At 66.7% G+C, this 11,843-nt stretch carries 9 protein-coding genes and 1 other RNA gene; 7 read left to right on the top strand and 3 right to left on the bottom strand.

Translation table 11 applies throughout. The features are described 5' to 3' along the window. Positions 1–111 precede the first annotated feature (111 nt). The gene (gene tkt / locus V5G24_RS22860; RefSeq protein ID WP_394083935.1) at positions 112–2,100 is read right to left on the bottom strand and encodes a transketolase; all 1,989 of its coding nucleotides are present in this window, start codon (positions 2,098–2,100) and stop codon (positions 112–114) included. Positions 2,101–2,377: 277 nt separating this feature from the next. Then, positions 2,378–2,956: a DUF3828 domain-containing protein gene (locus V5G24_RS22855; RefSeq protein WP_394083933.1), complete on the bottom strand. Its 579-nt coding sequence runs from the start codon at positions 2,954–2,956 to the stop codon at positions 2,378–2,380. 186 nt (positions 2,957–3,142) lie between these two features. Here V5G24_RS22855 and V5G24_RS22850 point away from each other — a divergent pair, with 186 nt between their 5' ends. The 7 genes from V5G24_RS22850 to V5G24_RS22820 all read left to right on the top strand — a co-directional run bounded on the left by V5G24_RS22850 (position 3,143) and on the right by V5G24_RS22820 (position 10,991). Then, positions 3,143–3,445, top strand: coding sequence for a DUF4164 domain-containing protein (locus tag V5G24_RS22850; protein WP_348845881.1), 303 nt, complete (start codon positions 3,143–3,145; stop codon positions 3,443–3,445). A 1-nt stretch (position 3,446) separates the two neighbouring features. Then, entirely contained in the window at positions 3,447–3,830 is a 384-nt protein-coding gene (locus V5G24_RS22845; RefSeq protein WP_348845882.1) for a cell division protein ZapA, read from the top strand. 103 nt (positions 3,831–3,933) lie between these two features. Next, positions 3,934–4,088: non-coding RNA, 6S RNA (gene ssrS / locus V5G24_RS22840), on the top strand. Between the two features lies 1 nt (position 4,089). Continuing rightward, complete coding sequence (locus V5G24_RS22835) at positions 4,090–4,758, top strand: 5-formyltetrahydrofolate cyclo-ligase (protein WP_394083931.1); 669 nt, start codon at positions 4,090–4,092, stop codon at positions 4,756–4,758. Position 4,759: 1 nt separating this feature from the next. Beyond that, positions 4,760–5,584 carry a TIGR00282 family metallophosphoesterase gene (locus V5G24_RS22830; RefSeq protein WP_394083929.1) on the top strand — a complete coding sequence of 275 codons (825 nt, stop codon included), beginning with the start codon at positions 4,760–4,762 and terminating at the stop codon, positions 5,582–5,584. A gap of 142 nt (positions 5,585–5,726) precedes the next feature. Then, positions 5,727–6,473 carry a YebC/PmpR family DNA-binding transcriptional regulator gene (locus V5G24_RS22825; protein WP_394083927.1) on the top strand — a complete coding sequence of 249 codons (747 nt, stop codon included), beginning with the start codon at positions 5,727–5,729 and terminating at the stop codon, positions 6,471–6,473. 999 nt (positions 6,474–7,472) lie between these two features. After that, positions 7,473–10,991, top strand: coding sequence for a glycosyltransferase (locus tag V5G24_RS22820; RefSeq protein WP_394083925.1), 3,519 nt, complete (start codon positions 7,473–7,475; stop codon positions 10,989–10,991). Positions 10,992–11,157: 166 nt separating this feature from the next. Here the strand turns inward: V5G24_RS22820 and V5G24_RS22815 are convergent, their stop codons facing one another. After that, positions 11,158–11,571, bottom strand: a complete 414-nt coding sequence (locus V5G24_RS22815) for a MerR family transcriptional regulator (RefSeq protein ID WP_394083923.1) — start codon at positions 11,569–11,571, stop codon at positions 11,158–11,160. Positions 11,572–11,843 lie beyond the last annotated feature (272 nt).

Raw genomic sequence — 11,843 nt, 5'->3', positions numbered from 1 at the left:
CGCCCGCGCGCCGCGTCATTCGTGAGGCCCCGCTTGCGCGTCGCCCGATCCGGTTGGAGCCTCGCACCCTCCGGGAAGGGCACGGTGCTCCTTAAAACAGCCCCGTGCGGCTCAATCCTGGCGCAGCTGCGCCAAGGCCGCGGCAACCACGGCCTCAGCCGTAATGCCAAAATGCTTGTAGAGTTCCTTCGCGGGCGCACTGGCCCCGAAGCTGCTCATGCCGATGAAGGCGGCATCCGAGCCGATGATCGCGTCCCAGCCCATGCGGATAGCGGCTTCGATGCCGACCTTGGCCGGCGCATCGCCGACCACCGCGCGACGTTCCGCCGCCGGGCGGGCGAGGAACAGCTCGAACGAGGGCACCGACACCACGCGGGTGGGAACGCCCTGGGCTTCCAGCAGCTTCTGCGCCTCGACCGCGAGCGAGACTTCAGAACCCGTGGCGAACAGCGAGACCTGCGCCGCGCCCGAGGCCGGGCTGATCTCATAGGCGCCTTCCGCCGAGCGGTTGGCATCGTCCGCCTGGCGCAGGATCGGCAGGTTCTGGCGCGAGAGGATGAGCGCGCTCGGCCGGTCCTTGGCCTTCAGCGCGATCTCCCAGGCTTCCGCCGTCTCCACCGTATCGGCCGGGCGCAGCACCAGCAGGCCGGGAATGGCGCGCAGGGCCGCGAGGTGCTCCACCGGCTGGTGGGTGGGACCATCTTCGCCGAGGCCGATGGAATCATGCGTCAGCACGTGGATCGCCTGCGTCCCCATCAGCGCCGCGAGGCGGATCGCGGGGCGGGAATAATCCGAAAACACCAGGAAGGTGCCGGAATAGGGAATGATGCCGCCGTGCAAGGCCAGCCCGTTCATGGCGGCGGCCATGCCGTGCTCGCGCACGCCCCAATGCACGAAGGTGCCGGCGAAATCGTTCGGCGAAATCGCCTTCATGCCCTTGGCGCGGGTGTTGTTGGAGCCGGTGAGATCGGCCGAGCCGCCGAGCATTTCCGGCACCACCGGGGTCAAAGCGTCCAGCACGATTTCCGAGGACTTGCGGGTCGCGACCGCGCCGCCGTCGGCCACAGCCTTGGCCTTGGCGGCCTTCACCGCCGCGTCGAGCGCGGGCGGGAGGGTGCCGGCGACGCGGCGTTCGAACTCGGCCTTGTCGGCGGCGGGCAAGGCGGCGAGGCGCTCGGCCCAGGCGCTGCGGGCGGAGGTGCTGCGGGCGGCGGCTTCCGCCCAAGCGGCGCGCGCATCGTCCGGGATTTCGAACGGGCCGGCTTCCCAGCCGAGCGCGGCGCGGGTCGCGGCAATCTCGGCGGCGCCGAGCGGCGAGCCATGGGCCTTTTCCGAACCCGCCTTGGCGGGGGAACCGAAGCCGATGACCGTGCGGCAGGCGATCAGGGTCGGCCGGTCCGAGGTCTTGGCAGCTTCGAGCGCGGCGCGGATGGCGACCGGATCATGCCCGTCCACGCGCGTCGTCGCCCAATTGGAGGCGGCGAAGCGGGCGAGCTGGTCGGTCGAGCCGGAAATCGAGGTCGCGCCGTCGATGGAGATGCGGTTGTCGTCCCACATCACGATCAGCTTGGAGAGCTTCATATGGCCGGCGAGGTCGATGGCCTCCTGGCTGATGCCCTCCATCAGATCGCCGTCGGAGGCGAGCACATAGGTATAATGGTCCACCACGTCGCGGCCGAAGCGGGCCGCCATCAGGCGTTCGCCCATTGCCATGCCGACCGCGGTGGAGATGCCCTGGCCGAGCGGGCCGGTGGTGGTCTCGATGCCGGGGGTGATGAAGTTTTCCGGATGACCGGGGGTGAGCGAACCCAGCTGGCGGAACTTCTTGATCTCCTCGATGCTCACGCCCTCCACGCCGAGCAGGTGCAGCAAGGCATAGAGCAGCATGGAGCCGTGGCCGGCGGAGAGCACGAAGCGGTCGCGGTCCGGCCATTTCGGGTCGGCGGGATCGAACTTGATGATGTCGGAGAACAGGACCGTGGCGATGTCGGCGGCGCCCATGGGCAGGCCGGGATGACCGGAATTCGCGGCTTCCACGGCATCGATGGCGAGGAAGCGGATGGCGTTGGCCATGCGGTCATGGCGTTCGCGACTGGACATGCGGGGCAGGTCTCCGGCGCCGGGGGCGCCTTTATGGGCAACAAGAGCCAAGCGGCAGATGCCGCGGCGCGGCAGTGATAGCAGCGCTGCCCGGGGTGTCAAACGCAGCGGAAGTCGCAGGTCAAGGGATCGGGCCCCGCGCGGGCCGCGCCGGATGGTCGCGCCCGGGCGCTGCGCGCGTGTTGCCATTTGTTCGCAAAGGCATTTTTTCCCGCAGCGCGGCACGCCGGACCGGCCCGGCCGCCGCCGGCGTCATCGCGCCGATAATGTCGCAGGTTTATTTCCCCGCCTTGGCCAGCAGCGCGCGCAGCGTCTCCCGCCCGCCGCCCCATTGCACATCCGCGATGCGCCAGCCGGCGCCGGTACGCACCACCTTGAAGACGATCGACTTGGTCTCGTCGAAATTCAGGAATTGCGCCGTCACCAGCGCCTCGCCGCGCGAGACCGTCTTGGTCTGGTAGGTGACCGGGGAGAGTTCGAAATCCTGCCCATCGATGAAGGGGTCGAAATCGAGGTGCGGCGCGGCCCGCTTGGCGTCCGCCACCATCAGCTTCGCCAGGGCCGGGTCGAAATAGGACTTCGCGGTCGCGGGATCGCTATAGTCGAAGCTCACCACCGTCTCCGGGGCGGTGTCGAAATAATGCTGGTAGAGCGCGCGCACCACGGCATCCGGCGTCTGGTCGGGTTGGCCCCCTTGGGCCGAGGCGGGCGTGGGCTTGGCGCCCTGCGCCGCCGCGGGAACAGCGTGCGCCCAGGCCGCGACCAGAACGGCGGCCATCACCAGCAGGGCGCGCCCCGCCATTGCCGTCATGCACCGCCCGACGCCCCGTGCGCCGCCATTCCCCGTTTCGCCCATCGCGTCCCCACCCATCGCGTCCCCACCCATGGCGTCCTGCCCCCATCGCATTCTGCGTCATTTCGGCCCGGTTCGCGGCGGGTTTCGCCCTGCCGGCGGGCCAGCGGTCTCTTGCTCGCCCTAATTCCCGTTGACAAGTGGCAAGACGGCTCTGTTTTCGCGCCGATTCAGCTACACTCGAATTTCATGTACGCCTTGAAGCAACGCCCGGCCGAGACTGGACCCATCGAAACGGCAACGCAGCGCCTGCACGCCGCGCTTGATGCCTTGACCGACGCCCTGGAGCGGCGGCGCGATGCCGATCGCCATCAGCAGGCCTTGCTGGCGCAGCTCCATGCCATGGGCAATGACCGCGCCCGCCTCGCCGAGGAGCTGGACGGCGCGCGCGAGAAGGTGGCGGAGCTGGGCGAGGTGGCCCAGGAGGTCACGCGGCGCCTCGATGTGGCCATGAGCACGATCCGCGACGTGCTCGCGACCCACGGCGGATAATATGGCGCAAGTCAGCGTCACCATCGCCGGCCGCTATTATCGCATGGCCTGCGACGAGGGGCAGGAAGAGCATCTCATCCGCCTCGCGCGCGACATCGACAGTCGCATCGCCCAATTGCGCACCGCCTTCGGCGAGATCGGCGATCAGCGCCTCACCGTCATGGCCGCTGTCACCATCGCCGACGAACTGGCCGAGGCGCGCAACCGCATCCGCGCGCTGGAAAGCGACATCGAGGGCCAGCGCGATGCCCGCGCCTCCGCGCTCGCCCGCATGGAGGCAAGCGAGGAAGCCGTCGCCCGCTCCATCGACGAGGTGGCCGAGCGCCTGGAAAAGCTCGCCCGCGAAGTCGGCCCGGCGCCCACCGCCAATGTCGGCATGGGCTGACCCGCCCCGGCGCGGCGGTTCGGGTGCGGCGCGCGGTTTTGTTATCTGGGTAAATTTCAAACCGCCTCTGGCGCGCGGGGCGCGGCGGGCCTACATTCAATCGGCGGGGCTGTGGGGTTCGTTAGGAGAACATTCCCCGGGGCCTTATCGATCCTTAAGGGAGCTGTTCCTGACCTCGCCCCTGGGCTTGGACACACGGCGCCCACCTACGCTGTAGGTTTCCCGGGATCGACCTCCGACGGCTTTTGCGGCTCCGCACATGATCTTTTCGCCTTCCGCTTCCCGACCTTCCCCGTCAGGCACGAGAGCCGTCGGCGCGGATGATCCCGCGTCGAAACAGGACGCGGCTGCTCGGCAGGAAGAAAAGGCGGCCCTGCGCCGCACGGCGCTCGCCCGCCGCACCGCCATGGGAGAAGAGGCACGCTCCCACGCCTCCCAGCGCGCCGCGCTCCACGCCATGTCGCTGCTTGAAGACGTGCGGGGCCATTCGGTCGCCGTGTTCGCGCCGTTCCGCGATGAAATCGACACCGCCCCGCTCGCCGCCTTGCTGTGGGATGCAGGCGCGATCGTCGCCTTGCCGGTGGTGCTGAGCCGGGACGAACCCTTGCTGTTCCGCCGCTGGCAGGCGGGCGACGTGCTTGAGCTTGCGGGCGCCTATCGCATCCCCACCCCTTCGTCAGACGCGCCCGAGGTGGTGCCGCAGGCGCTCATGGTGCCGCTCGCGGCGTTCGATGGGCGCGGCTACCGCATCGGCTATGGCGCGGGCCATTACGACCGCACGCTTGCCGGATTGCGCGCGCGCGGCCCGGTGCGGGCCTTCGGCTATGCGTTTTCCTGCCAGGAAGTGCCCTGCGTGCCCGAAGAGCCCCATGACGAGAGGGTGGACGGGATGATAACGGAGGCGGGGCTTTTTCTCTGCGGCGGTTAATATGCGTATTCTGTTCCTGGGCGATGTGGTGGGCCGGCCCGGCCGCGAGGCCCTGACCTCCCGCCTGCCGGGCCTGATCGCCCAATGGCAATTGGATCTGGTGGTGGTGAATGGCGAGAACGCCGCCGGCGGCTTCGGCATCACCGAAGCGATCTATGAGGATTTCCGTGCCGCCGGGGCCGATGCCGTCACCCTCGGCAACCACGCCTTCGATCAGCGCGAGGCCCTGGTGTTCATCGAGCGGGTGGACCGCTTGGTGCGTCCGGCGAATTATCCCGCCGGCACGCCGGGGCGCGGCGCCATCCTGGTGGAAGCCAAGAACGGCGCCCGCGTGCTGGTGGCAAACATCATGGGCCGCACCTTCATGGACCCGCTGGACGACCCGTTCGCGGCCCTCGACCGGGTGCTGGAAGGCGCGGAACTCGGCCATATGGTGGATGCGGCGGTGATCGACTTCCACGCCGAGACCACCAGCGAGAAACAGGCGTTCGGCCATTATTGCGACGGCCGCGCTACGCTTGTCGTGGGAACGCACACCCATGTGCCGACCGCCGATCACCGCATCCTCTCCGGCGGCACGGCGTTCTGCACCGATGTCGGCATGTGCGGCGCCTATGACGGGGTGATCGGCATGGAGAAGGAGGAGCCCTTGCGGCGCTTCACGCGCAAGATCGGCTCCGGCCGCTTCGAGCCGGCCTCCGGCCCGGCTAGCCTTTCGGGTCTTGCGGTGGAGAGCGACGACCGCACCGGGCTCGCCGTGAAGGTCGCGGCGGTGCGGCTCGGCGGGGTACTGGAAGAAGCCCGGCCGGGCTTCTGGGAAAGCTGACGGCACGGAATCCTTGCGCGGCTTCCTTGCCCTTCGCCCATCGGCCGACCTATAAGGCCGGCTTCATACAAGAAGGCCCGGCTCGTGCGGCGCCCCCTGATGGGTGCGCGGAGTTAAGGCCAAACAGATATCGGAGGCGGTCATGGCCGGACATTCACAATTCAAGAACATCATGCACCGCAAGGGCAAGCAGGATGCGGTGCGCTCCAAGCTGTTTTCTAAGCTGGCGCGCGAAATCACCGTCTCCGCCAAGATGGGCCTGCCCGACCCCAACATGAATGCCCGCCTGCGCGCCGCGATCCTCGCCGCCCGCGCGGAAAACATGCCCAAGGACAATATCGAGCGCGCCATCAAGAAGGCCGGCGGCGCCGACAGCGAGAATTACGAAGAGATCCGCTATGAGGGCTATGGCCCCGGCGGCGTCGCCGTGATCGTCGAGACGCTGACCGACAATCGCAACCGCACGGCGGGCGAAGTGCGCTCCTATTTCACCAAGTCGGGCGGCAACCTCGCCGAAACCGGCGCGGTCTCCTTCATGTTCGACCGGGTCGGGCTGATCGAGTTCGACCCCGCCAAGGCCAGCGCCGACGCCATGCTGGAAGCCGCCATCGAGGCCGGCGCGGATGATGTCGCCTCCTCCGAGCACGGGCATGAAGTGATCTGCGCGGTGGAAAATCTCAACGAGGTGCAGCGCCAGCTCGAACTGAAGTTCGGCGAGCCGCGCAAGGCGGGCCTTGTGTGGCGCCCGCAGAACAATATCGCGGTGGACGACGAGACCGCCGAAAAGCTTCTGCGGCTGGTGGATTCGCTGGAGGACAATGACGACGTTCAGAGCGTCACGGCCAATTTCGAGCTGTCGGACGCAATGGTCGCGAAGATGACCGCCTAGAGGTTTTCGCGCGGTTTATTTCTCGGGATGGGGCTCTGAACGCCTGGACCAATGTGGTTCGCACGAGCCGGGTCCGCTCCGTGCGAACCGCATCGGACATCGCCTCTGCGCGTGGCCGCTGCGGCGACGTGATGACGCGGCTCCTCGGCCGGGCGCAACGGCGCCCTGCGTCATGGTGCGATCGCACCACCAGCCGCTCCCCCTGGCGCCGCGTGGGAGAACCCTTGTCCGTGCACGTCTCCTGGCCTTACCGTTGCCTGGCGTTATCCGACGGTGACGGCAGGTGCTCCGCCGGCGCGGCCCCGACTTTTGCGGGGTCGGCGAGGGTGCATAGGGCGATCGTATAATACCTCCGGTCCTGTGATCAGGATGTCATACTCTCCGGACAGATTGCAAAAAAAGGAACGTGAGCTTGTTTCCAACACGGTTGTGAACAACTTAAACGTGCAGTGACGGTCAATTCCGATATGATTTGAAAAATATGCATGGATAGACTTCTGGAAGAGTTTTTTCATAAAAATATATAATGTTAGACAATCAAAATCAGTCCAAAACCCGTTTTTAAATTCGCAGATATTGTGAAATTTTCGATTGATATAATAAAAAGGCCAAAAATCACTTGCAGTCTTGTTTTTTGGAAACATGAAAGGCGGATTGTTCCGAGGGGGAGCGTGGTGGTACAAGCAAGACTCGCATGAGCAGTGTGCATTTTCTCAATTTTCATAGAAACGCAGAAATGGCGTCTCCGGCCCGGAAATGATTTATTCTCCGAACATTCTTATTGCCATAAACCGTTCCCCGAATCGCGCTTCGGAGATCGGTGGACGGCGCGCGCCATGGGGGGCGAGCCCTTGGTGGAGGCCCTGTTTCGGGTCGAGCATGTCGTCGGAGCTTGCCAAGGTCGACCGTAGTTCGCGCACTGCCTGAAAAATGCATAAAGCTACGCATAGGCTTGACTGTCTGGGCGAGGGGGCGCGGGCGGGATCGGAGACGGGTATAATGGGCTCTTCGTTGTCTTTGGGGATAGCCCTGACGACGCCGGCGTTTTTCGAGCCCGCGCAGGTGGCCCTGCCTGCGGCCTTCGTCGAGCATTTTCCCTTCGGTTTCTGGCTGGTCGACACGCTGCGGCCGCGCCTCGCGGTTTCGCTCGGCGGGCGCACCCCCAATCCTCACCTGTGTTTTCTCCAGATCGCCGCGCATCTCGATCTGCCGACCCGCTGCGTCGCCGTTTCGGGATGGGACGGCGATCACGAGGGGCGGCAGCCGGCGGCTTTCGGCGCCGCGTTCAATCGCGACGATGTCCGCGCTTCCGAAGCGGTGCTCGCGTCCGCCGCCACGGCCTGGCGGGAGTTTGCGCCCGGCAGCATCGATCTGCTCTGCCTCGATGCCGCACCCCTGGGCGCGCTCGCGGGCGAGGTGCTGGATGCCTGGCTCGAACGCCTGTCCCCCGGCGCGGTGATCCTGGTCCACGGGCTCGATGCGCCGGGCGACGCGGATCTATGGCGCGTCTTGAGCGCGCGTTACGATAGTTTCATCTTCCCCCATGGCGAAGGTCTGGGCGTCCTCGCCGCCGGAGCCCAGATCGCCGCGCCGCTGCGCGCGCTGTTCGATCCGCCGGGGGACGAAAACATGCGACAGAACATCCAGATGGCCTTCGCCCGCCTGGGTCGGGATCTGAAGCTGGCGCGAACGCCAAAAGCGCTGCAGACCGCTCATGCGGTCGAATCCGCCGGCGCCGCGCAGATGGACGCGCTGCGCGATGTGACGCGCGCGCGCGTCGAGGTGCTCGCGGCCGAAGCCGCCCGGCTGCGCACGCTCCTGCGCGAGGAGGCCGCGCAAACCGCGACCCTGGAGCTTGAGCTTCTCCAGAGCGAGCGCCAATTGCTCCAGCAGGTTCAGCGGATGCGCTCCGTCCCCTGGCTGCTGCGCCAGATGGCGAAGACGCTTTATGCGGGACAGCGCCAGCTCCTGAGCCGGGTGGCCAAATTGTTCGGCGTGCGGACGGCCACCTATGTGCTGGCCAAGAACCGCAGGCGCCTCGAGCAATCGAACCTGTTCGACCCGGTCTATTACCTGCGGCGCTATCCCGATGTGGGCGCCGCCGGCATCGATCCGCTGACCCATTATCTGGACCATGGCGCGAAGGATGGGCGGGACCCCAACCCGGCGTTCCAGACCCGCTGGTATGTCACGCGCTATCCGGATGTGACGACATTGGGCGAAAATCCGCTGCTGCACTATTTGCTACACGGCAGCAAGGAAGGGCGGATGCCCAGCCCGGATTTCGATCCGCGCTGGTATCTCTCGGCCAATCCCGATGTGGCGGCGCTGGGCATGGACCCGCTGGCGCACTTCCTTTCCCTGGGGCGGGGAGAAGGGCGGGTCGGCGCCCCGCTCGTGGACGCCGAGGACCTCACGTTCTTGAAGGTGGCGCGGCGCCATACCCTCGACGTTGCAAGCTTCGCGCCCTCGCCGATCCGCCGCATCGGCCTCGACCTGCTGCCCATGGACGAGGTGGCCGTGGTGCTGCCGGTCCATTCCGGCCTTGAGGAAACCCGCGTCTGCATCGAGAGCGTGCTCGCCTCCCGCGCCCACAACACGACCTTCGGGCCGCTGATCCTCATCGACGATTGCGGACCCGAGCCGGCGTTGCGCGCCTATCTCGAGCAGGTCGCGCAGACCGTTCCGGACGTGCTGCTGCTGGTGAATGCGGAGAACGAAGGCTTCGTCGCCAGCGCCAACCGCGGCATGATCGCGGCGGGTCGGCGCGACGTGATCCTGCTCAACAGCGATACCGAGGTCTGCGGGGACTGGGTGGACCGCATGGCGGCGCAGGCGGCGGGGGATCCGGGCATCGCCACCGTCACCCCGTTCTCGAACAACGCCACCATCTGCAGCTATCCCGATATCGGCGAAGGGCTGGGCCTGCCGGCGGGCCACACGCTCGCCCAGATGGACCAGGCTTGCGCCGCCGCCAATGCCGGCCGCTGCGTGGATATTCCGACTTCGGTCGGGTTCTGCATGTTCATCCGCCGGGCGTGCCTCGACGATGTCGGCCTGTTCGACGTGGCCGCGTTCGGCAAGGGGTATGGCGAGGAAGCCGACTTCTGCTGCCGCGCCAGCGCGAAGGCCTGGCGCCATGTGCTCGCGGGCGATGTGTTCGTCTACCACGCGGGCTGCGTGAGCTTCGGCGGCAGTGCGCCCGCGCGCAAGCGCGATTCGGCCGGACTCCTGCATGCGCGCCATCCCGATTATGAAACGGCCGTCGCCCGCTGGGTGCGCGAGGACCCCGCCTTTGCGATGCGCCTCGCGATCGAGGCGAGCCTGATTCGCGCGTCCGGCGTGCCAGTGATCCTGCACATCCTGCACCCTTGGGGCGGGGGCACGGAAAAGCAGGTGGTGGACCTGATGGCGCATACGGCGGAGCGCGCCATATCCCTGACGCTGATCATCGCCGCGCCGGTCGAGGGCAGGAGCGATCTCGGGCTGGCCTTGTTCATTCCCGATGCCAACGGCGGACGGCGGGTCGACATGCGCGTCGCCGCGCTCGGCGATGTGGCGCCGCTGCTGCGGGCGTTCGGCCTGCGGCGCATCCATGTGCATCACGCGCTGACGGCCATGGAACAGCTCGCGCCCTTCCTGGCGCTCATGAACCTGCCCTATGACCTGTCGATCCACGATTATGCGTTGATCTGCCCGCGCATCAACCTGGCGCAGGCGGGCGCCTATTGCGGCGAACCCGACGCGCAGGGCTGCCGCGCCTGCCTTACGGCGGAGCCCAAGCCGTTCTCGCGCGACATCGTCCGGTGGCGGGAGCTCGGCATTGTCCTGATCGAGCGGGCCGACCGGGTGATCTGCCCTTCGCGCGACGTGGCGGATCGCATCCGCCGCTACGCGCCTGCGGCCCATCTGCTGGTGGTGCCGCACGAGCCCGACCTGTATCGGCGACCGCAACCGGTCCGGATACCGCCGCTCGCGGCGGACATTCCCCTGCGCGTCGCCGTCCTCGGCATTCTCGCCGAGCATAAGGGCGGGGCGTTCCTGCTGGATTGCATCGAATACAGCCAAGCCATCAAAGCGCCGCTGGACTGGCAGGTGATCGGGGAGTTTCCCGCCAAGCTCGATGCACGGGCCTCAAACCTGCGCGGGCAGCTCTCGAAGACCGGGCGCTACAAGCTGGAGGATCTGCCCGGCCTGATCGCCAAGGGCGACCCGCACTTGATCTTCTTCCCCCAGCATTGGCCCGAAACCTACAGCTTTACGCTGAGCGAGGCGTTCGCCGCGCGGCGCGCGGTTCTGGTGCCGCCCCTCGGCGCCTTTCCCGAACGAGTCGCGGGGAGCGCCGGCGCGTTCGAATATTCCCTGTCGGAGACGCCGCGGCAGATGGTGGAGCGCCTCGTGGCGCTGCGCCTGCGCCTGCTGGATCCGGCCAGTGCCGCGGAAACAGCGCCCCTTGCGCTACACCTGTCGACGGTGGCAGGGGAAAATGAGGATTTTTATCGCTCGGCCTATATCTGACCCCATCCGAGCCAGAGCGGGCGCGCCGCGTCCGTGATCGCGGGACGTGGGGCCGGGCTGCTTGATTATGCATTGGATCGTAAAGGGTTCGAGGCGGGACCCGCTGTCCCGCCTTGATCCGAAGAAACGCAACCGCAGCCGAATCCGGCGGCAGGTCAGCGCAAGCTCAGGCGGCAAGCCGGTCGGCGGTCTCGCGCAATTCGCTGATGGCGGCCTCGATTTCGGCACGCTGGCGCTCCAGCTGGGTGAGCTGGGAGAGGCAGCGGTCGCGCGTGAGGGCGAGATCCTGCACATTCTGTCCTTCATGCGCCGCCACGAGCGAACGGATTTCGGCGAGCGTGAAGCCGAGGCGCTTGCCCTTGAGAATCACCGACAGGCGATCACGGTCGGTCGCGGAATAGAGCCGCGCAAGGCCCTCGCGACGCGGGCTCAGCAGGCCCTTGTCCTCATAAAAGCGCAGCGCGCGCAAGGTCACACCGAATTCGCGCGACAGATCGCCGATGGTGAAGACATTGGCGGCCCCGAAGGTCCGGTCGGGTTGTGCGATGTTCTCGCGAATTTCGAAACCGTTTGCGTCCATGCACACTCTCCTGAAGCTGGTCGCGATCGAGGCGGCAATCGCGCCATTCTGCGACCAAGGCCCGCAAGGTGATTTGAGACCGAAGGACATAACCGGAGACTGGCGTGCTGCCCGAGGTGACCGGCGTCCTGGACCCATCTGCGAACATAGGGAAACCTGGCTCACCCAGGGAGAAGGTTGCAGGCTCCCTTAGGGAAAGTAACCGTTACTTCCGACGCCAAATTCCTGGAAAATCGGGCTTTAACTCACCGTTTACCAAACCGCGTCAAAGA

Source organism: Roseixanthobacter finlandensis (genome assembly GCF_043195105.2).
GTDB lineage: Bacteria > Pseudomonadota > Alphaproteobacteria > Rhizobiales > Xanthobacteraceae > NCEH01.
Note: the sequence above shows the minus strand (reverse complement) of the source record. Positions and strands in the feature narration are given on the sequence as shown.

Coding starts and splice junctions, on each gene's coding strand:
- V5G24_RS22815 (WP_394083923.1), bottom strand. CDS start 11,571: ATGGACGCAAACGGTTTCGAAATTCGCGAGAACATCGCACAACCCGAC.
- V5G24_RS22820 (WP_394083925.1), top strand. CDS start 7,473: ATGGGCTCTTCGTTGTCTTTGGGGATAGCCCTGACGACGCCGGCGTTT.
- V5G24_RS22845 (WP_348845882.1), top strand. CDS start 3,447: ATGGCGCAAGTCAGCGTCACCATCGCCGGCCGCTATTATCGCATGGCC.
- V5G24_RS22830 (WP_394083929.1), top strand. CDS start 4,760: ATGCGTATTCTGTTCCTGGGCGATGTGGTGGGCCGGCCCGGCCGCGAG.
- V5G24_RS22855 (WP_394083933.1), bottom strand. CDS start 2,956: ATGGGCGAAACGGGGAATGGCGGCGCACGGGGCGTCGGGCGGTGCATG.
- tkt (WP_394083935.1), bottom strand. CDS start 2,100: ATGTCCAGTCGCGAACGCCATGACCGCATGGCCAACGCCATCCGCTTC.
- V5G24_RS22825 (WP_394083927.1), top strand. CDS start 5,727: ATGGCCGGACATTCACAATTCAAGAACATCATGCACCGCAAGGGCAAG.
- V5G24_RS22835 (WP_394083931.1), top strand. CDS start 4,090: ATGATCTTTTCGCCTTCCGCTTCCCGACCTTCCCCGTCAGGCACGAGA.
- V5G24_RS22850 (WP_348845881.1), top strand. CDS start 3,143: ATGTACGCCTTGAAGCAACGCCCGGCCGAGACTGGACCCATCGAAACG.